The sequence below is a fragment of the Flavobacterium akiainvivens genome, assembly GCF_001278115.1.
Classification (GTDB): domain Bacteria; phylum Bacteroidota; class Bacteroidia; order Flavobacteriales; family Flavobacteriaceae; genus Flavobacterium; species Flavobacterium akiainvivens.
On sequence record NZ_LIYD01000005.1, the window covers coordinates 46,454 to 66,997 of the forward strand.

Annotated in this window: 14 protein-coding genes; 11 read left to right on the top strand and 3 right to left on the bottom strand. The window is 44.1% G+C overall.

Annotated elements, in window-relative coordinates; all coding sequences use genetic code 11:
• Positions 1–87: 87 nt before the first annotated feature.
• Positions 88–1,677 (bottom strand): peptide chain release factor 3, encoded by a 1,590-nt coding sequence (locus AM279_RS00265; RefSeq protein WP_054405637.1) that lies wholly within the window; start codon positions 1,675–1,677, stop codon positions 88–90.
• A gap of 207 nt (positions 1,678–1,884) precedes the next feature.
• Between AM279_RS00265 and AM279_RS00270 the strand changes: the two genes are divergently transcribed.
• Both AM279_RS00270 and AM279_RS00275 read left to right on the top strand, forming a co-directional pair.
• Entirely contained in the window at positions 1,885–2,820 is a 936-nt protein-coding gene (locus AM279_RS00270; RefSeq protein WP_054405638.1) for a PorP/SprF family type IX secretion system membrane protein, read from the top strand.
• Positions 2,821–2,829: 9 nt separating this feature from the next.
• A complete protein-coding gene (locus tag AM279_RS00275; RefSeq protein ID WP_074961620.1) occupies positions 2,830–4,758 on the top strand; it encodes an OmpA family protein in 1,929 nt (642 codons plus the stop codon).
• 70 nt (positions 4,759–4,828) lie between these two features.
• On the opposite strand, the gene AM279_RS00280 is transcribed toward AM279_RS00275, so the two are convergent.
• Positions 4,829–5,215 (bottom strand): hypothetical protein, encoded by a 387-nt coding sequence (locus AM279_RS00280; protein WP_054405641.1) that lies wholly within the window; start codon positions 5,213–5,215, stop codon positions 4,829–4,831.
• A gap of 213 nt (positions 5,216–5,428) precedes the next feature.
• Positions 5,429–6,697: a hypothetical protein gene (locus AM279_RS00285; protein WP_143090414.1), complete on the bottom strand. Its 1,269-nt coding sequence runs from the start codon at positions 6,695–6,697 to the stop codon at positions 5,429–5,431.
• A 310-nt stretch (positions 6,698–7,007) separates the two neighbouring features.
• On the opposite strand from AM279_RS00285, the gene AM279_RS00295 reads away from it, so the two are divergent.
• The 9 genes from AM279_RS00295 to AM279_RS00335 all read left to right on the top strand — a co-directional run bounded on the left by AM279_RS00295 (position 7,008) and on the right by AM279_RS00335 (position 20,539).
• On the top strand, positions 7,008–9,005 hold the full coding sequence (locus AM279_RS00295; RefSeq protein WP_054405648.1) for a peptidylprolyl isomerase: 1,998 nt from the start codon (positions 7,008–7,010) through the stop codon (positions 9,003–9,005).
• On the top strand, positions 9,005–9,856 hold the full coding sequence (locus AM279_RS00300; RefSeq protein WP_054405650.1) for a peptidylprolyl isomerase: 852 nt from the start codon (positions 9,005–9,007) through the stop codon (positions 9,854–9,856). The genes AM279_RS00295 and AM279_RS00300 overlap by 1 nt, the downstream gene beginning before the upstream one ends.
• Positions 9,840–11,261 (top strand): peptidylprolyl isomerase, encoded by a 1,422-nt coding sequence (locus AM279_RS00305; RefSeq protein WP_082344150.1) that lies wholly within the window; start codon positions 9,840–9,842, stop codon positions 11,259–11,261. The genes AM279_RS00300 and AM279_RS00305 overlap by 17 nt, the downstream gene beginning before the upstream one ends.
• A gap of 78 nt (positions 11,262–11,339) precedes the next feature.
• Entirely contained in the window at positions 11,340–12,293 is a 954-nt protein-coding gene (locus AM279_RS00310; protein WP_054405654.1) for an AAA family ATPase, read from the top strand.
• A 26-nt stretch (positions 12,294–12,319) separates the two neighbouring features.
• Positions 12,320–12,709 (top strand): DUF6483 family protein, encoded by a 390-nt coding sequence (locus AM279_RS00315; RefSeq protein WP_054405656.1) that lies wholly within the window; start codon positions 12,320–12,322, stop codon positions 12,707–12,709.
• 35 nt (positions 12,710–12,744) lie between these two features.
• Positions 12,745–13,125: a hypothetical protein gene (locus tag AM279_RS00320; RefSeq protein ID WP_054405658.1), complete on the top strand. Its 381-nt coding sequence runs from the start codon at positions 12,745–12,747 to the stop codon at positions 13,123–13,125.
• A 309-nt stretch (positions 13,126–13,434) separates the two neighbouring features.
• Positions 13,435–16,215, top strand: a complete 2,781-nt coding sequence (locus AM279_RS00325; protein WP_054405660.1) for a bifunctional aconitate hydratase 2/2-methylisocitrate dehydratase — start codon at positions 13,435–13,437, stop codon at positions 16,213–16,215.
• 54 nt (positions 16,216–16,269) lie between these two features.
• Entirely contained in the window at positions 16,270–18,552 is a 2,283-nt protein-coding gene (locus AM279_RS00330) for an aconitate hydratase (protein ID WP_054405662.1), read from the top strand.
• Between the two features lie 403 nt (positions 18,553–18,955).
• Positions 18,956–20,539 carry a vWA domain-containing protein gene (locus AM279_RS00335; protein WP_074961618.1) on the top strand — a complete coding sequence of 528 codons (1,584 nt, stop codon included), beginning with the start codon at positions 18,956–18,958 and terminating at the stop codon, positions 20,537–20,539.
• The last annotated feature ends 5 nt before the right edge of the window (positions 20,540–20,544 follow it).

The window sequence follows — 20,544 nt, forward strand, 5'->3', positions numbered from 1 at the left end:
TTATGTGACAAATAAAGTAGGGGAAACCCTATTTTTTAAACGAACAATAATTGTAAATAAAAAATCCCGCTTTCGCGGGATTGTAACTTATTCAAATTCAGATGTGTAGAAGAGTTTTACGCTCGGGTATTTTTGCTGTGCCATTTGTATAGAAAACTCAGAATCGGCTAAAAATACCAGCTGGCCAAACTTATCGCGGGCCATAAACTTCTGTTTTATACGGCAGAATTCGGCAAATTCCTCACTTTTAGGGTCATCGGGCTTTACCCAACACGCTTTATAAGCAGGGAATTGCTCATAGCTACACTTGGCGCCATACTCATGCTCAAGGCGGTATTGTATAACTTCATATTGTAGTGCTCCTACGGTGCCTATAACCTTACGGTTGTTCATTTCAAGGGTAAAGAGCTGTGCCACACCTTCGTCCATAAGCTGGTCAATGCCTTTTTCAAGCTGCTTGGCCTTCATTGGGTCGGCGTTGTTTATGTAGCGGAAATGCTCAGGGCTAAAGCTTGGTATACCCTTAAAGCTCATGTTTTCGCCTTCGGTAAGGGTATCGCCTATTTTAAAGTTACCCGTATCGTGAAGCCCCACAATATCTCCGGGGTATGATATGTCTACAATTTCTTTCTTTTCAGCAAAAAACGCATTCGGGCTGCTGAATTTCAGGTTTTTGTTGTGGCGCACGTGCAAATACGGCTTGTTACGCTCAAACGTACCCGATACAATTTTAACAAACGCCAGGCGGTCACGGTGCTTGGGGTCCATGTTGGCGTGTATTTTAAATACAAACCCACTGAATTTTTTCTCGTCGGGCTTTACAAGGCGTGTGTCGCTTTCTTTAGGGCGCGGGGTAGGGGCTATTTGTATAAAGCAGTCCAAAAGTTCGCGTACACCAAAGTTATTCAATGCCGAACCAAAAAATACCGGTTGCAGCTTACCGTCAAGATAGGCCTGGCGATCAAACGCAGGGTATACCTCGCTTATAAGTTCCAGTTCCTCACGCAGGCGGGTAGCAGGCTTTTCGCCAATTATTTCATCAAGTTCGGGGTTGTTAACATCTTCAAACGCAATGGTGTCTTCAATATCCTTACGGCTGTCGCCGCTAAACAGGTTAATGTTTTTCTCCCAAATGTTGTATATACCCTGAAAATCATACCCCATACCTATAGGGAAACTCAGCGGTGTAACGGTAAGGCCCAGCTTTTGCTCAACCTCGTCCATCAGGTCAAACGCATCTTTACCTTCGCGGTCAAGCTTGTTGATGAATACCAGCATGGGTATACTGCGCATGCGGCATACTTCCACCAGTTTTTCAGTTTGTTCCTCAACACCTTTGGCAACGTCTATCACTACAATAACGCTGTCTACGGCCGTAAGCGTGCGGAAGGTATCTTCGGCAAAATCTTTGTGGCCGGGCGTATCAAGAATGTTTATCTTTTTACCTTTATAGTTAAATGCAAGTACCGATGTAGCTACCGATATACCACGTTGGCGCTCAATCTCCATAAAGTCGCTCGTAGCGCCTTTTTTAATCTTGTTGCTTTTTACTGCACCTGCTTCCTGTATGGCACCACCAAAAAGCAGGAGCTTTTCAGTTAGTGTTGTTTTACCGGCATCGGGGTGCGATATAATGCCAAACGTACGCCTTTTTTCTATCTCGTCTATAAAACTCATTGCTATTGTTTGTTTGAGGGTGCAAAGATAGGGTTTTAGTTTAAAGTTGCATGTTGTGGGTTGGGAGTTGTTTTTTAAAGTTAATATGCGCTTTCGTACTGAGCTTATATTGAAACTTTAAAGACAACCCTAAACACGCAACTCCCAACAGTATTTGCATCTAAATAAAAAACACTATTTTTACAAATCTTACCCAACAACCAGCTAATGAAGTGCACTACTGCATTCTATAAAATATATAGTGTATTGTTACTAATGGCCGCAGGAGGGCTGTATGCCCAGCAAGAGCCGCAGTATACACAATATATGTATAACACCCTTACGGTAAACCCGGGCTATACGGGTTCGCCCGGCTATCTTGAAGCCACATTGCAACACCGCAGCCAGTGGGTGGGCATAGATGGAGCACCCACCACTCAGGCATTTACCTTGCACAGCCCGTGGTCTCAGGATTATGATAATATAGGCGTTGGCCTTAGCGTGGTTAACGATAACCTGGGGCCAAGCAATGAGATATATGTAGATGCCAACTTTAGTTATGCCCTGCAAATAACCGATGAGAGCCGCCTGGCATTTGGCCTTAAGGCAGGCCTGCGCTCGCTGAGTATAGACTGGAGCAAGGGGCGCTACTACCAGCCGGGCGACCCGCTGCTTAATGGTAATATTAACAACCGCCTAAATCCTAATATAGGTGCAGGTATATACTACTATACTAACAGGTGGTATGCCGGTGTAAGCGTGCCCAATTTTATCCGTAACGATTATTATAATGATGTGCAGGAAAGCATGATGGCCGACAGGCTGCACTATTATGTTATGGGCGGCTACGTGTTTAACCTGTCAGACAATGTAAAGTTTAAGCCTGCCGTATTAGGCAAAATTGTTAACGGAGCACCCATTACGGTAGATGCCTCGGCTAACTTTTTGTTGCAGGAAACCGTAACGCTGGGTGCTTCCTACAGGTGGGACGATTCGGTTAGTGCGCTGGCCGGCGTGCAGATTACCCAAAACATTTTTGCGGGCTATAGCTATGATTATTCGGTAACCGACCTTAATAAGTACAACAACGGCTCGCACGAAATCATAGTACGGTTTACGCTTGCGCCCAAGGCAACACGCATACATTCACCACGTTTCTTTTAAAACCATCTTATGAAGAGATATTTATCCTTACTCCTTATAGTATGTTTCGGTAGCGCCGTGGGGCAGTCGGTTTTAAAAAAGGCTGACAGGCTGTATGAAGCCCTTGCCTATACTGAGGCTGCTGCCGAATATGAAAAGTATTTATCTGATAAGGAAAACCCTGATAGAGAGGTTTTGCTAAGAGCGGCTGAGGCCAATTATCATATAGGCAATACGGCTGCTACTATAAAATGGTATGAAAAGTATATTGATACAGCACCAACGGGTCCTATTCCAGTAGCTGAATTGCATTATGCCGATGCACTGCGTATAGAAGGGTATGAAGATAAAGCAGATTTTGTACTGTTTATCCATTACAGGTTTGATGAAGACAGGGATTTAAAACTTCGTAATCAAAAAAAACATCTCGACAGCCTCAACAAAACCGAACCAAAATTTAAAGTCACCAACCTGGACAGCAATACCGTTGTGGCCGATTTTGGTACGGTATTCTATAAAGATAAGATAGTATATGCCTCTGCCAAAGACAGCGTGCGCGATGGTGCCAAAACATACGCATGGAACGAGCAGCCCTACCTCGAGCTGTATGTAGCCGACCGTAATGCCGATGGTTCATTCAAAAACGAGAAGAAATTTCTTTCCCGTGCCCAAACGGGCTACCACAATGCGGCTGTGGCGTTTTCGCCCAACAATAAGATGGTGTTTGTAAGTGTAAACAATGTAGGCAAAAACGATAAGCTTAAAAACAGCAAAGACGGCTCAAATACCATTCAGCTGGTATATGGCACTATCGAGGCCGAAACCCTTATCAATAAAAAGCTGGCACCGTTTAACAGCCCGGATTATAATGTGGGGCAACCGGCGGTGAGCACTGACGGAAACTGGCTGTTTTTTGTGAGCGATATGCCCGGGGGTTATGGCGGTACCGATATTTACAGGGCGCCTATTTTTAACGATGGCAGGGTTGGCAAACCCATAAACCTGGGCGAAACCATAAACACAAAGGGAGACGAGATGTTTCCGTTTGCTGCGGCCAATGCGCTTTATTTTAGCAGTAACGGCCATTATGGCCTTGGTGGGCTCGATGTTTTTGTAAGTGTTATGGATGCAGATGCATTTACCCATCCTGAAAAGGCTACAGGTGAAACTTTTACCCTGCCGCAAAACCTGGGCAGGCCTATAAACAGCAACCGCGATGATTTTGCCTATATCCTTTCGGCAGATGCCAAATACGGCTATCTTTCAAGCAACAGGCCAGGGGGCAAGGGCGATGACGATATTTATTATTTTGAGAAAGACGAACAATGCGGCAGGCTCATTGCCGGTAAAGTAACCAATCCCAAGAGCGGGCAACCGGTTGAAGGGGTGGAGATAAAAGCCCAGGCCGATGGCAAAACCTACCAGGATATCAGTAAAACCGACGGCAGCTACAGCATTACTATTCCGTGTAATGCGCAGATAAGTGTGTTAGAGGCTGTAAAGCCCGGTTATGTGCCCGGTACAATTCCGCTTGACGGTAAAAGCAAAGATGTTGAGTTGATTGCCTACCAGGACCTGGTGAAACAGCGCGGCGATGTAGAACTGATAGACATAAACCCTATATATTTTGATTTCGATAAGTATTACATTACCCCACAGGCTGCTGCCGAACTTGATAAGGTGGTGTTTGTAATGGAAAACTTCCCTAACGTAATCATTAAAATTGAAAGCCATACCGACAGCCGGGGCAAAGACGACTACAACCTGCGCCTGAGTGATGACCGCGCTAAAAGCACGTACAGCTATATTGTAAGCAAAGGTATAGACCCCAAACGCATTGAAAGCGTACACGGCTATGGCGAAACCCGCCTGCTCAATAAATGCAGCAACGGGGTGGAGTGTACTGAAGAGGAACATCAGCTTAACCGCCGCAGTGATTTTATCATAGTAAAGAAATAAGTAAAAATATAAAACAATAAAAAAGGCATCCCGTTACAGGATGCCTTAGTTGTAAATAGGGGCAAGGGGGTTAATCTTGTGGAGCTGCTACAACCTTTTTAAACGTAACAGTTTGTGGAGTTCCGTTTTCGTTAGGTGCAGCAATGTAAATGTGGCTTAGCTTTATAGTAACGCTGTCTATAACCTGAACAATGTGGTTGTTGTTAGGTGCAGCACCAAAATTAAGGGAGTTTCCTGTCAGGGTGTACTTGTCTTTAAAGTTAAGACCGTCTTCGCGGGCAAGGGTAACGCTGTCTCCCACAAAGTTTAAGGTGCGGTGGTTGGCATCAGGGGCTGTTTCGTTCCAGGCGCCGGCAAAAAATGCTTTTTCAATAGTTGGTGTAGGTGTTGAGTCATCATCGCTGCATGATGCAAGAATGGTGGCTGCAACAGCCATAAAAAGTGCAATCTTTTTCATTGTAATTAATGGTTTTTTTATCAAAGATGGTATAAACCAAAAAGGGTTGCGCGGCCAAATATTAAGTTATTTTAATTTTTTTTATAGGTTTGTAAACGTGTATGTTAGCGTTTTAAAAATCCATTCGCTCTCAAAACAGTGTAAACTACCCTTTAAATAGTTTGTAAGCAGTTGTTTTTAAAGATATATCCTTGCACAATACTGCCATTTATTTCAATCGGTTTTAGAAATACTAAAAGGATGTTTTTTTGAATTTAATTTAACTTTATCGGTAAAGTCATTATACGTCCAGCCTTGCGTACTTCCATTTACATAGGATCGGGAAAAATAACCAAACTTTGACGCCTTGGTTAAAGCGCCCTTATTGTCAAATTTAAAAGCCAGTAAAAAAGTTCCATAAACTTCATCATTGTAGTACTGGTTAAAATTTATAAACTGGCCAAAAAAACCGTTATACTCACGGTAGTTTAAACTCTTTATTTCATCCAATAAAACATTTTCATATAAAATAAAGACTATATTTTTGTTTTTGTCATAGCACTCTGTTATAGCGGCAGGATCCTCTTTAGTGCTATGTTTAAACTTATGATAAACAATTTTGAGGTCTTGATATACTACCTCCCTGATTTCAAAATGCTCTGTTTGGTATTCTTTAGCCTCTTTTAGGGTATTTGCATAGAAAATATGGTGTAAGGCAATTGTTAATGGGTTTTTAAGTGATGAACTATTAATTATTGACAGGATATCTGATTGATTTGGCTCAGACAGCCTGAGATATGCTGATTTTAGGGTAAACTCATCTTTTGGGTTTTTATAAATAACTTCATGGCCGTCTTTATCTGTTTCTTTTTGGTTTAACGGTTTTCCATTTCCTTTTTCATAACTTACCGTGTAAATATTATTTGAATAAAGTCCTTTACTTACAGATTTTCCTACGATTTCGCCATCTTCAAAATAACATTCTGCAATTATTTCTTTTCCATTTAAATAAGTAATGATTGCCTTTCCTTGTAATAAGCCTTCTGTGCAATCAGCTTGAAATATAACTTTTATAGTACTGCTCTCATAATAAGGGTTTCCGTACAATATGCCGCGAATAACAGGAGGAGTGTAGTCAAGCATCAAAGTATCAACAATTTTACCGTTAAACTTTTTACCATTATTGTATTTATACAATACAAAGGATTTATTTTCTTTTTTTAAACAAATATATTCTCCATTAGACTCAATGTAAGGGTTATCGTAAATTCCTTTATTGAATCCGCCATTTAGGGTGTCTGTTCTCCAGCCATCTGCAAGGTTATGGCCGGCAATTGTTTCCCCAAGAAATTGGTTGTAAGTTAATCCGTCATCTTTAGGAAAAACAGTTTGCAGATGGTCGGGCCCAATAAAATATAGGGGTTGTTGGAGTTTTAAGCTGTCGGGTTGGCCATAGGCAATAGCCTGGTAAAAAGTAAATAGTAAAGGTAATACGTTTTTCATAGTAATTGGTTTTAGTAAGCCGCCTTTGCAAGTTTGGCTAACGTTTTGAGGCATGGAGGTTGGTTGGGATTTTACTACTAACGTTTAAACAAAGAATAAAGTCTAAAGTTAGAAAAATTTAGATGCCAGTACTTTGGCTTTTGCAATTATTCCTGTTGCGTTTTGAGCCGCCAACCGAAAACTTTAAATATATCCTTGCACAATACTGCCATTTTTTTACTTTTGTGGGTTGCAAAAAGCCAGCACCCATAATTTTTTGTGCCGCATGGCGTTTACTAACGGTATTATTGCATTATAAACAACCCAAATAATGAAGTTAAATAAAGTCCTTTCAGGCCTGTTGCTTACGGCCGTAGTACTTTCGGGCTGCAAATCATCTCAGGATGCAGCTGTTAAAAAAGACGTACTTTTTACTATAGATGACAAACCGTATTATACAGATGAGTTTGTAAGGGTATATAAAAAGAACCTTAACCTTGTAAAAGACGAATCGCAAAAAGACCTTGACAATTACCTTGACCTTTTTGTGGGCTACAAGCTTAAAGTAAACAAGGCTTACAAGCTGGGCCTTAACGAAAACAAGCGCTACCAGGGTGAGTTTAAAAGCTACCGCAGCCAGTATGCCAAAAACTACATGACCGATACCGTAGTGACCGATGAGCTTGTAAAAGAGGCTTATGACCGTTCATTAAAAGAAATACGTGCCAGCCACATACTATTTACCGTTGATGAAAACGCGCTGCCGGCCGATACGTTAAAGGCGTATAATAAAGCCGTTGAGGTGCGCAAAAGGGCAGTAGCCGGCGAAGATTTTGCCAAGCTTGCCGGAGAGGCTTCACAAGACCCGTCTGCAAAGCAAAACGGTGGCGATTTGGGCTATTTTTCGGTATTCAGGATGGTGTACCCGTTTGAAAGTGGTGCGTTTAATACCCCTAAAGGCGAGATAAGCCAGCCGGTGCGCAGCCGTTTTGGTTACCATATTATTAAAGTAACCGATGTTAGGGATAACCGTGGCGATATAACTGTGGCACACATTATGGTTATGAAGCCTAAAAAAGAAAATGCCGAAGAGGCTGCTAAAGCCAAGGCTAAAATAAACGACATTTATAAAAAGCTACAGCAGGGTGAAGACTTTGCAGAGCTTGCCAAGCAGTTTAGCGATGACAAGTCGAGCGCAAACAGCGGCGGTAAACTAAATAAATTCAGCTCAGGCGAACTTACATCTACCGAGTTTGAAGACCAGGCTTTTGCCCTTAAAAACCCGGGGGACATTACAGAGCCGTTTGAGTCTTCTTTTGGATGGCACATTGTAAAGCTGGTTGAAAAATTCCCGGTGCCGGCATTTGCACAGGTAAAAGCCGATTATGAAAACAGGGTAAAACGCGATGAGCGCTCAAGGCTTATTGAAACATCTGTAACCGAAAAAATCAGAAAGAAATACAAGTCTAAAAAAGACAAAAAGGTATATGACGAGGCTGTAGCCACGCTTACTGACAGTGTGTATACCGGTAAATGGTCGCTTCCTGAAAATATTGAAGAGTATAACAATAAGACGTTGCTTACTATTAATAACGATAAGCAGGTTACGGCTAAAACGTTCCTTACTTATGTAAATGCCCAGCAACGTGTTGCCGCACAAACGGCCAAGCCGGTTGCTGCTGCCGCTGCTGCATTTTATGATAAGTTTGAAAAAGAACAGCTTACAGAGTATTATGATGCTCACCTTGAGCAGTTGTACCCTGAGTTTGGCTATACAATGGATGAGTACCGCGACGGCCTTTTGTTGTATGACCTTATGCAAAAGGAAATATGGGATAAATCTAAAAATGATACTATAGGGCTACAAAAGTTTTATGATGCCCACAAGGCAGATTACCAATGGAAAAACAGGGCAGATGCTGAGGTGTTTTCATCTACCGCAGAAGCCGATGTTAAGCAGGCACGCGAAATGCTGCTAAAAGGCCAGGATGTTGCTGCCATAAAAGAAAAACTGAATACCAAACAAAAAGTAAGCGTTATGGAAAAAACCGGCGTTTATGAGCAGGACAGCAATGCTATACCTAAAGCGGTTGTTTGGAAAGAAGGTGTTAGCGACGTGGTAAAAGACGGTAACTACTACTATGTGGTTAAAATAAACAAGCTGCTGCCTGCCGGCGCCAAAACGCTTGATGAAGCAAAAGGCCGCGTTATAAACGACTACCAGCAGTATCTTGAAAGCACGTGGGTAGAAGACCTTAAAAAAGAAAGTGCCGTTAAGGTAAACCAGGCTGTTTTTGAAAAAGTAAAAAAAGAGCTTAACCAAAAATAATGGCTAAAACCTGGGTATTGTTGCTGTTTGCCTTTACACTTGCTGCATGCGGGGGTAAAGAACAGGCGGGGCCGGAAACGGCTGCTGCCCGGGTAAACAGTGCCTACCTTGATAAGCAGGAGCTAACGGGTATTGTACCGGCAGGCACATCTAAACAAGACAGCCTTGCCATTATAAAAGCCTATATAGACCGCTGGGCATCGCAAAGGCTGTTGTATGATGCCGCCCTTGTAAACATAGGCGATGAAAAGCAACAGGAGCTGGAGCATCTTATAGAGCAGTATAAGACCGACCTGTATACCAAAGCTTACCTTGAAGAAATGGTAAAGCAAAGTGTAGACACGCTGGTTACAGAAAAAGAGATTGAAGACTATTATAAGGCAAACAAGGCCAACTTCCGTACGCCCGAAACGCTGGTAAAGCTGCGTTACATCCGTATGGAAAAAGGGCACCCTAGGTTTAGTGCCGTTAACCAGAAGTTTACCGGCGGGGGCAAAAAGAATATAAAAGCCCTTACTGATATGGCACTTCAGTTTAAAAGCTATGCCTTTAACGACAGCGTTTGGACCAGTATGAATGATGTGTACCAAAAGCTGCCGTTTATAACCCCCGAAAACCGCGATAAGTATGTTTCGGGTGGTATAACCTACCAATATCCTGACAGTACAGATGTGTACCTGGTTAAGGTAGTGCAGGTTATGGGCCCCAGCCAGGCCGCCCCGTATGATTATATTAAGCCTACTATAAAACAGCTTATAATAAATAACAGGAAACTGGAGTTAATTAAGAAGTTTCAAAAGGAAATTACAGATGACGCTACTAAAGACAAGAAGTATGAAGTTTATAAATAAGGCAGCCCTTGTGCTGTTACTGGTAGTTTTTGGCAAGCCTGCCATGGCCCAGGAAATTATAACCGAACCCGTTAAACAACAGGATTCGGTAAAGCCAAAGCTGCCGCAAACGGGCCGTTTTAAGATAGACGGTGTAGTATCGGTAGTAGGTGATTTTGTAGTGCTGGAAAGCGATATAGATTTCTCGCTTATCGAACTACAGCAGCAGGGTATCCCTACGGCAGAAATTACCCGTTGCCAGATTTTGGGCAAGCTTATGGAAGACAGGATGTATGCCCACCACGCCATTCAGGACAGTATTATTGTAACAGATGCTGAAATTAATGCAGAGGTAGCCAGCAGGATGGATTTCTTTGTGGAAAGGCTGGGCAGCGAAAAGAAAGTAGTGGAATACTTTAAAAAACGCGACCTTGAAACCCTGAAGGCCGACCTTTTTGATATCTTTAAAATGCAGCAGCTTACCGAAAGGATGCGTAAAAAGATTGTAGAAGAGGTAGAAATTACCCCGGAGGAGGTAAGGCAGTTTTATACAAAATTCAAGCCCGAGGAAAGGCCGGTATTTGGTGCTGAGATGGAGGTGGCACAAATTGTTATAAAGCCCGAAATTTCTGACGCAGCTAAGGAAGAAACCCGCGAGCGCCTGAGGCAGATAAAGAAAGATGTACAGGCAGGCTCAAGCTTTTACAGCAAGGCGGTACTGTATAGCGAAGACCGTGGCTCCGGTTCAAGTGGTGGTTATATACCGGTAAACCGCAAGAGCAAGCTGGTTAAGGAATTTAAGGAGGCGGCATTTAGTACATCTGAGGGCGAAATATCTGAGCCGTTTGAAACAGAATACGGTTTCCATATTATATATGTAGAAAAGGTAAGGGGCCAGGAGCTTGATGTAAGGCACATACTGCTTAAGCCACGCGTTAGCGATGATGCAAAACGTAAGGCTTTGGAAAAAATAGCACTGATAAGGCAAAGAATTGTTAGCGGCGAAATTAGCTTTGCCGAAGCTGCAAGGAACGAGAGTATGGAAAAAGAAACCAGGCAAAGTGGTGGCCAGCTTATAAACCCTTATACGCTTGATACGCGTTTTGAGCTTACTAAAATGGACCCGTCTATTTATAACGACGTTTCTAACCTTAAAGATAATGAGGTGTCTAAGCCTATTGAAAGCGATGACCCGCGCTATGGCCTTAGCTTCAAGCTAATGACGGTTACTAACCGTTATGAAGAGCACCCGGCAGACTATGCCCGTGATTATACCAAGATTAAAGACCTCGCCCTACAGGAAAAGCAAATGAAGGAAATTGAAAAATGGAGCGCATCTAAAATCAAGGATACCTACATTAAGGTAAACGGCGAGTATGAAGCTTGTGATTTTGCCATAGACTGGCTTAAAAAATCAACCCGCTAATTTTAGGTAAACAGTAAAATTATTTATAAGTTTGAAAAGCCAAGGCATACCCTTGGCTTTAATTTTAACCGGTAACCAATGTCAGACGTAGCAGCGATACAGAATTTAGTACAAAAACAAGCCGCATTAAAACAGGAAATAGCAAAAATAATAGTTGGGCAACAGGAGGTGGTAGACCAGATTGTGCTGAGCATCTTCTCCGGCGGGCACGCGCTTTTAGTGGGTGTACCCGGGTTAGCCAAAACCCTAATGGTAAACACCATAAGCCAGGCACTTGGGCTCGACTTTAAACGTATACAGTTTACGCCCGACCTTATGCCGAGCGACATTTTAGGTAGCGAAATTCTTGATGAAAACCGCAACTTTAAGTTTATAAAAGGGCCTATATTCAGTAATATTATCCTTGCGGATGAGATTAACCGTACACCGCCCAAAACACAGGCGGCACTGCTGGAGGCTATGCAGGAAAAGGCGGTTACCATAGCCGGCGTGCACCACAAGCTTAGCCTGCCCTACTTTGTACTGGCTACGCAAAACCCCATAGAGCAGGAGGGAACCTACCCGCTGCCTGAAGCGCAGCTTGACCGTTTTATGTTTGCCATAAAGCTGGATTACCCTACGTTTGCCGAAGAGGTACAGGTGGTAAAAAGCACCACGGCCGATACATCGGTTAAAGTAAATCCATTGTTTACGGCTGAGGAGATAACCGAATTCCAGCACCTTATACGCCGCATTCCGGTGGCCGATAACGTAATTGAATATGCCGTTACGCTGGTTAATAAAACCCGCCCGGGCAATGCGCTGAGCAATGATTATGTAAAAACCTACCTGGACTGGGGTGCAGGCCCGCGTGCATCGCAAAACTTAATATTGGCCGCCAAAGCAAACGCCGCGCTAAAAGGTAAATTCAGCCCCGATATTGAAGATGTACAGGCTGTGGCAACGGGCATACTGCGCCACCGTATTATAAAAAACTACAAGGCCGATGCCGAGGGCATTACCGAAGAAATGATAATCAAAAAGCTGTTTTAAAACAGCTTTTTTTGTAAATTATAATCATGGAACAAAGAGACCACTTAGAAAAACAAATTGAGGCAATGGGTCAGTTTCTGGCGCGGTTGTTCTCAAAACTTGCGAGTAAAGACCTGGCTGCGACAGAAAGTAATGATGTGAACCGGGAGCTGAAGGAAGAACTGGGGTTTGATGTAGACGAGTTGTTACAAATGACTGAAGAAGATTTTGTACCAACACTGCTCGATACCGGTAAATTTGATGCGGATAACCTTGAGAAACTGGCTGATGTATTGGCGGAAGTTGCGAGGCAAAATGAAAAGGATCTATACACAAGGGCTTTGCTGATATACGACTACCTTGAGCAAAGTGGTGGTGTTTATTCAATAGCGCGTAATGCTAAAATTAATGCTATCAGGATACTAAGAGGTGTTTGATTTCGTTGTATCTTTATAACCAACACCTTACCGTTATGAAAAATATCTATCGCATCATTCCGCTATTGTATTTTACCGGCCTTGGCCTTTTCTGGATTATCGAAAACCTGATGTCTACGGGTACCGTTAACTACATAGCCATAGTTGTTACGCTGCTTATTGCTACCCGGTTTTTCTTTAAAAACAGGGTGGCGGGCCTCGCTACAGGTGCTGTAATGGGATTTTTTAGTGTTTATATGCTGCTGGCCATGCTGTCTGATTTAGCTAAAGCCGACGAATTTACATCGGGTACTTACAGGTTTATAGCTTTTGGCGGAGGGCTGTTTGGTGTTGGTGTAATTATGGCAATTTTGCTTATTGCCTATCATGCTAAAAGCAACCAAAAAGATATGGGGTTAGTAAATATACACCGCTAATTAGGTATATATTTGCTAAGTTGCTATATCGGTTTCGGGCGCGTGTAAAGCCATATTTATAAAACGCGTGTTACTAACTCCTTATAATATTAAGCAGATTTCTTACGAATTGTTAAAATTTCTTAAGAATACTATCAATTCTTAATCAAAAGACTCAAAAGGCTAAAATTATTGAAATATCCTCAGTAAAGTAGAATGTTTATAAATAATAATCTCCCGATTTTAAACTTTCGCTAAAAATTTTTTAATTGAATTAAGATTGAGTAAATTTACAGACATTTTTAACAAGCGAACATAATTATACTTACTATGGCTTTTGATAATATTTATAAAGAGTACATTAAAGAGATTGAAGAAAGAAAAGCCCAGGGACTTCACCCTAAACCAATAGACGGAGCAGAACTTACAACTGCAATTATTGACCAGATAAAAGATACAGATAACCCGCACAGGGAAGATTCTGTTAAATTCTTTGTTTATAACACGTTGCCGGGCACTACTCCTGCGGCAGCTGTAAAAGCAAAATTCTTACAGGAAATTATACTTGGCACTGCAGTGGTTGCAGAAATCACACCTGCATTTGCCCTTGAACTACTATCGCACATGAAAGGCGGTAAATCAATCGAGGTATTGCTTGATTTAGCCCTTGGTAATGATGCCACTATTGCAAAAGATGCTGCAAACGTACTGAAAACGCAGGTTTTTCTTTACGAAGCAGATACAGACCGTTTAAAAACGGCTTATGAAGACGGAAACCCAATAGCAAAAGAAATTTTAGAAAGCTACGCAAAGGCAGAGTTCTTTACCCAACTGCCAGAAGTACCGGAAGAAATAAAAGTGGTTACTTACATTGCTGCCGAAGGCGATATCTCTACAGACTTGCTTTCGCCGGGCAACCAGGCACACTCGCGCTCAGACCGTGAGCTGCATGGTTTGTGTATGATGACGCCACAGCAACAGCAGGAAATCAAAGATTTCCAGGTACAGTTTCCTGATGCCAGCATAATGCTTATTGCCGAAAAAGGTACAATGGGCGTGGGTTCATCTCGTATGTCGGGCGTTAACAACGTAGCACTTTGGACAGGCAGGCAGGCAAGCCCATACATTCCGTTTGTTAATATTGCGCCAATTGTGGGCGGTACTAACGGTATTTCGCCTATCTTCCTTACTACGGTAGACGTTACCGGCGGTATAGGTATCGACCTTAAAAACTGGGTTAAAAAGCATGATGCAGACGGCAACCTTGTGCGTAACGAAAAAGGCGAGCCTGTTCTTGAAGAGGTGTACTCTGTTGCTACAGGAACCGTGTTGACTATCAATACTAAGAAGAAAAAATTATACCACGGCGACCAGGAACTGATTGACCTTTCTAAATCGTTCACGCCGCAAAAATTAGAATTTATCAAGGCCGGTGGCTCTTATGCCGTGGTGTTTGGTAAAAAAATACAAACGTTTGCCGCCCAGACTTTGGGTATTGCAATTCCGCAGGTGTTTGCGCCTTCAAAAGAAATTACTGTTGAAGGGCAGGGGCTTACGGCTGTTGAAAAAATATTCAACAAAAATGCAGTGGGCGTTACGCCGGGCAAAGTACTTTACGCAGGATCTGACGTTCGTGTTAAGGTAAACATTGTGGGCTCTCAGGATACTACAGGCCTTATGACGGCGCAGGAGTTGGAATCTATGGCAGCAACGGTAATTTCGCCAAGTGTAGACGGTGCTTACCAGTCAGGTTGCCACACGGCTTCGGTTTGGGATAAAAAAGCGCAGGCTAACATCCCAAAACTGATGAAGTTTATGAATGATTTTGGTGTGATTACCGCCCGCGACCCTAAAGGTGCGTATCATTCAATGACAGACGTTATACACAAAGTACTGAACGATATTACTGTAGACGAGTGGGCTATCATCATAGGTGGCGACTCGCATACCAGGATGTCTAAAGGTGTTGCTTTTGGTGCAGACTCAGGTACCGTGGCGCTTGCACTGGCAACGGGAGAGGCTTCAATGCCAATACCGGAGTCGGTTAAAGTTACCTTTAAGGGCGAAATGAAGCAGCACATGGATTTCCGTGATGTGGTACACGCTACACAGGCGCAGATGCTACAGCAGTTTGATGGCGAAAACGTGTTCCAGGGCAGGATTATTGAGGTGCATATTGGTACGCTTCTTGCAGACCAGGCCTTTACGTTTACCGACTGGACTGCAGAAATGAAGGCTAAGGCATCTATCTGTATTTCGCAGGATAATACCCTGATTGAATCACTGGAAATCGCCAAGAGCAGGATCCAGATTATGATTGATAAAGGTATGGATAACCACAACCAGGTGCTTCAAGGCCTGATTGACAAAGCAAACAAAAGGATTGCCGAGATAAAATTAGGCGTTAAGCCGGTATTGACCCCGGATGAGAATGCAAAATACTATGCCGAGGTGGTAATTGACCTTGATGTAATTGCAGAGCCAATGATTGCAGACCCGGATGTAAACAACGAAGACGTTTCTAAACGTTATACGCACGATACAATCCGCGCTATATCGTACTATGGCAACGATAAAAAAGTAGACTTAGGTTTTGTAGGTTCTTGTATGGTGCACAAAGGCGACTTAAAAATCGTTTCGCAAATGCTAAGGAACCTTGAGGAGCAGCAGGGTGAGGTTAAATTTAACGCCCCGCTTGTTGTTGCCGCACCTACTTATAATATTATTGACGAGCTTAAGGCAGAAGGCGACTGGGATTTACTACAGAAGTATTCCGGCTTTGAGTTTAGCGACCTTTTACCTAAGAGCACAGCCCGTACAGAATATGAAAATATGATGTACCTGGAGCGCCCGGGTTGTAACCTTTGTATGGGTAACCAGGAAAAAGCGGCCAAAGGCGATACGGTACTGGCTACTTCTACGCGCCTGTTCCAGGGCCGTGTGGTGGAAGATACCGAGCGTAAAAAAGGCGAATCGCTACTGGCTTCTACACCGGTGGTGGTACTGTCGGCAATTTTGGGCCGCATACCAACCATTACAGAATATAAAGCAGCGGTTGAAGGCATTAACCTTACTAAGTTCTCACCGGCTAATAAAGAGCTGGTAGGATAATTTTTGATGCTGGGGCTGCCGTAAAAATAATGTATAATATTAAATTATAGAGATATGGCTTTTGATATTGAAATGATCAAAAAGGTGTATGCAGGTATGGCTGAGCGTGTTGATAAAGCACGCGAGCTTGTGGGCCGTCCGCTTACGCTTTCTGAAAAAATACTATACTCTCACCTTTGGGAAGGTACGCCTTCCCAGGCTTTTACCCGCGGTAAAGACTATGTAGACTTTGCACCGGATAGGGTTGCCTGCCAGGATGCTACCGCACAAATGGCGCTGTTGCAGTTTATGCACGCCGGCAAGCCTAAAGTGGCTGTGCCTACTACCGTGCACTGCGACCACCTTATACAGGCAAAAGTAGATGCCCGTACCGACCTTAAGCGTGCTAAAGAGCAAAGCAGCGAAGTTTTTGACTTCCTTTCTTCTATATCTAACAAATACGGCATTGGGTTCTGGAACCCTGGTGCCGGTATCATACACCAGGTAGTGCTTGAAAACTATGCATTTCCGGGCGGTATGATGATTGGTACCGACTCTCACACGGTTAACGCCGGTGGCCTTGGCATGCTTGCCATAGGTGTGGGTGGTGCCGATGCGGTAGACGTAATGAGCGGCATGGCCTGGGAACTTAAATTCCCTAAGCTGATAGGCGTTAAGCTTACCGGCAGGCTAAGTGGCTGGACGGCTCCTAAAGACGTTATACTTAAAGTGGCCGGTATACTTACCGTAAAAGGGGGTACAGGCGCTATTGTAGAATATTTTGGCGAAGGCGCTACGGCTATGTCATGTACCGGTAAAGGCACTATTTGTAACATGGGTGCAGAGATAGGTGCTACTACCTCTACATTTGGTTATGATGAGTCTATGGACCGCTACCTGCGTGCCACAAGCCGTGCCGATGTGGCCGATGCCGCTAACGCAGTTAAAGAATACCTTACCGGCGATGCAGAGGTGTATGCCAACCCTGAGCAGTATTTTGACCAGGTTATTGAAATAAACCTAAGCGAACTTGAGCCGCACCTTAACGGTCCGTTTACCCCGGATTTGGCTACCCCTATTTCTAAAATGAGGGAAGAGGCTGAGAAAAACAACTGGCCGCTACAGGTACAGGTGGGCCTTATAGGTTCTTGTACCAACTCTTCTTATGAAGATATTTCGCGTTCGGCTTCGCTTGCCAAGCAGGTAGCTGAAAAGAAACTGAAAACCAAGGCGCAGTTTACCATTACCCCGGGTAGTGAGCAGGTGCGCTTTACCATAGAGCGCGACGGCTTTATTGATACTTTCGATAAAATTGGCGCTACCGTATTTGCCAACGCCTGTGGCCCATGTATAGGTATGTGGGACAGGGAAGGTGCCGAGAAAGAAGAGCGTAACACCATTGTTCACTCTTTTAACCGTAACTTCTCTAAGCGTGCAGACGGTAACCCTAACACCCTTGCGTTTGTGGGTTCGCCTGAGCTTGTAACGGCTATTGCCATTGCGGGCGACCTGGGCTTTAACCCCCTTACAGACAAACTTATTAACGAAGACGGCCAGGAGGTAATGCTGGATGAGCCTACAGGGCATGAGCTTCCTGAAAAGGGCTTTGCAGTAGATGACCCCGGTTTCCAGGCCCCGGCTGAAGACGGCTCTAAAGTACAGGTTATTGTTAGCCCTACATCAGAACGCCTTGAGCTTCTTGCCCCTTTCCAACCGTGGAATGGCGAGAACATTATGGGTGCCAAGCTGCTTATAAAAGCGTTTGGTAAGTGTACTACTGACCACATTTCTATGGCTGGCCCATGGCTTCGTTTCCGTGGCCACCTTGACAATATTTCTAACAACATGCTTATTGGTGCCGTTAACGCGTTTAACCAAAAAACAAACAACGTTAAAAACCAGCTTACAGGCGAATATGAGGCAGTACCTGCTACTGCCCGTGCTTATAAGGCAGCCGGCGTTCCAAGTATAGTAGTGGGCGACCACAACTATGGCGAAGGTTCAAGCCGCGAGCATGCTGCAATGGAGCCGCGCCACCTGGGTGTTAAGGCTGTACTTGTAAAATCGTTTGCCCGTATACACGAAACCAACCTTAAAAAGCAGGGTATGCTTGCGCTTACCTTTGCCAATGAGGCTGATTATGACAAAATACAGGAGAACGACACCTTTAATTTTACCGACCTGAAGGAGTTTGCCCCTAACAAGCAACTAACCCTTGAGGTAATTCATGACGATGGCAGCCGCGATGTTATTATGGCTAACCACAGCTACAACGAAGGCCAGATAGGCTGGTTTGTGGCCGGTAGCGCACTTAACCTTATTGCTGCGGCCAGCGCCGCCGAAGGTGTAGATGCTTAAGTAGCTTACAATTTTTAGTTTAATATAGTGGACAAAGCTCCCTCTGTGCAAACAGGGGGAGTTTTTTTATGGATAGCTGTCAGCTTTCAGCGATTAGCTTCAATACCACCAAGGGGGTGATGCGCTGGGTTATGAAATATGCCCTTAGCTCAGGGAGAAAAAATTGAACTTTAATGTCACAGATTAAGGGATTTACACGGATTTCTTCGTCACGTAGTTTCTGAGTGAAAGATTGCTTTGTCGTTCCTCCTCGCAACGACAGAACCTGAAAAACGTAATGTAAATTCGAACACTCGAACCATCCAACACTCAAACCATCGAAAAATCCCTGTCCCAACAATAAAAAAATTCATGTTTCCGTTGAGGGATTATACAACAACCTTAAAACCAAAAATCTCCAGTTATGAAAACAATCTCATTTTTAGTTGCCGCTGCCGTTGTGCTATTGGCAGCTGGCTGTGGCCAAAGTAATCGTGGCAGTGTTTTAAAAGGGGCCAAATATCATTATGTTACAACAGAAGTGGCTGATGCTGCACCTGCACCAAATGGCAAAGCAGCCGACACCCTAATGAACACCGAAGAGTATGACCAAATTGTGGAAAACGACTTTAAGGATGCCAAAACCGCGCCGCTTTCTACCTTTTCTATAGATGTTGACAATGCCTCTTACAGCAATACCCGCCGTATTATTGAAAGCGGCCGCCTGCCCGAAAAAGGCGCGGTGCGCATTGAGGAGTTTATCAATTATTTTGAATACAACTACCCGCAGCCGGAGGACGACCAGCCTTTTTCGGTTACAACCGAAGTGTGGGATGCCCCCTGGGCGCAGGGCCACCAGCTGGTGCGTATAGGCCTTCAGGGTAAATCGCCTGATTATGATAACCTGAAGCCAAGTAACCTGGTTTTTCTGCTTGATACGTCGGGCTCAATGGAATCGCCTGAAAAACTGCCGCTGCTGCGCGAATCGTTTATTACCCTTGCCGGAAACCTGCCCAAAGGCAGCCGTGTGTCTATAGTAACCTATGCAGGCAGCGCCGGGCTGGTGTTGCCCGGTACGCCTATTGACGAGCTTGGTAAGATAAAAGAAGCATTATCATCGTTACAGGCAGGTGGTTCAACCGCGGGTGGTGCGGGGCTGGAACTGGCTTACAAAACGGCTTCGGAAAACTTTATTAAAGACGGCAATAACCGCGTGATTTTGGCTACCGATGGCGATTTTAATGTGGGTGTGTCGTCACGTTCGGGCCTTATGGACCTGATACAGAAAAACAAAGGGCAAAACATTTTCCTTACCATTTGCGGCTTTGGCATGGGCAACTACAAAGACGGCACCATGGAAGAGCTGAGCAACTGGAGCGATGGCAACTATTTTTATATTGACAGCAAGAAAGAGGCCGATAAGGTGTTTGGCAAAGAGCTGGCAGCCAACCTGTTTGTTATTGCCAAAGATGTAAAAATACAGGTGGAATTTAACCCCGCCAAAGTACAGGCCTACCGCCTTATAGGGTATGAAAACCGCGTAATGAACAATGAAGACTTTAACGACGACCTTAAAGATGCAGGCGAACTGGGGGCAGGCCACCGCGTTACCGCCCTGTATGAAGTGGTGCCGGCGGGTGTAGCGTTTAACGGCCCCAAGACCGATGCGCTTAAATACCAGGAGGCTGCTAAAACTACGGGTACATCTAACGAGCTTATGACCGTGAAGCTGCGTTACAAACCCTTGCAAAGCACTACCAGCCTGCTTATTGAAAAGCCTGTGGCGGCACAAAGCACACCGGCGGGTAAAGACGGGCAATTTGTTTCGGCCGTAGCGGGATTTGGCATGCTGCTGCGCGACAGCAAGTACAAGGGCACACTAACCTATGATATGGTGCTGAAGCTGGCAAATACTGCCACCGCGGGCACTAACGATGAATACAAAAAAGAATTTATAAGCCTGGTGCAACAGGCTGCCAAAATAAAGCCGGATGTTGCAAGCCGGTAACCTTT

Bases quoted from the DNA above. Each gene is read 5' to 3' on its own strand.
- AM279_RS00265 (WP_054405637.1), bottom strand. From the start codon at position 1,677: ATGAGTTTTATAGACGAGATAGAAAAAAGGCGTACGTTTGGCATTATA.
- AM279_RS00270 (WP_054405638.1), top strand. From the start codon at position 1,885: ATGAAGTGCACTACTGCATTCTATAAAATATATAGTGTATTGTTACTA.
- AM279_RS00275 (WP_074961620.1), top strand. From the start codon at position 2,830: ATGAAGAGATATTTATCCTTACTCCTTATAGTATGTTTCGGTAGCGCC.
- AM279_RS00280 (WP_054405641.1), bottom strand. From the start codon at position 5,215: ATGAAAAAGATTGCACTTTTTATGGCTGTTGCAGCCACCATTCTTGCA.
- AM279_RS00285 (WP_143090414.1), bottom strand. From the start codon at position 6,697: ATGAAAAACGTATTACCTTTACTATTTACTTTTTACCAGGCTATTGCC.
- AM279_RS00295 (WP_054405648.1), top strand. From the start codon at position 7,008: ATGAAGTTAAATAAAGTCCTTTCAGGCCTGTTGCTTACGGCCGTAGTA.
- AM279_RS00300 (WP_054405650.1), top strand. From the start codon at position 9,005: ATGGCTAAAACCTGGGTATTGTTGCTGTTTGCCTTTACACTTGCTGCA.
- AM279_RS00305 (WP_082344150.1), top strand. From the start codon at position 9,840: ATGAAGTTTATAAATAAGGCAGCCCTTGTGCTGTTACTGGTAGTTTTT.
- AM279_RS00310 (WP_054405654.1), top strand. From the start codon at position 11,340: ATGTCAGACGTAGCAGCGATACAGAATTTAGTACAAAAACAAGCCGCA.
- AM279_RS00315 (WP_054405656.1), top strand. From the start codon at position 12,320: ATGGAACAAAGAGACCACTTAGAAAAACAAATTGAGGCAATGGGTCAG.
- AM279_RS00320 (WP_054405658.1), top strand. From the start codon at position 12,745: ATGAAAAATATCTATCGCATCATTCCGCTATTGTATTTTACCGGCCTT.
- AM279_RS00325 (WP_054405660.1), top strand. From the start codon at position 13,435: ATGGCTTTTGATAATATTTATAAAGAGTACATTAAAGAGATTGAAGAA.
- AM279_RS00330 (WP_054405662.1), top strand. From the start codon at position 16,270: ATGGCTTTTGATATTGAAATGATCAAAAAGGTGTATGCAGGTATGGCT.
- AM279_RS00335 (WP_074961618.1), top strand. From the start codon at position 18,956: ATGAAAACAATCTCATTTTTAGTTGCCGCTGCCGTTGTGCTATTGGCA.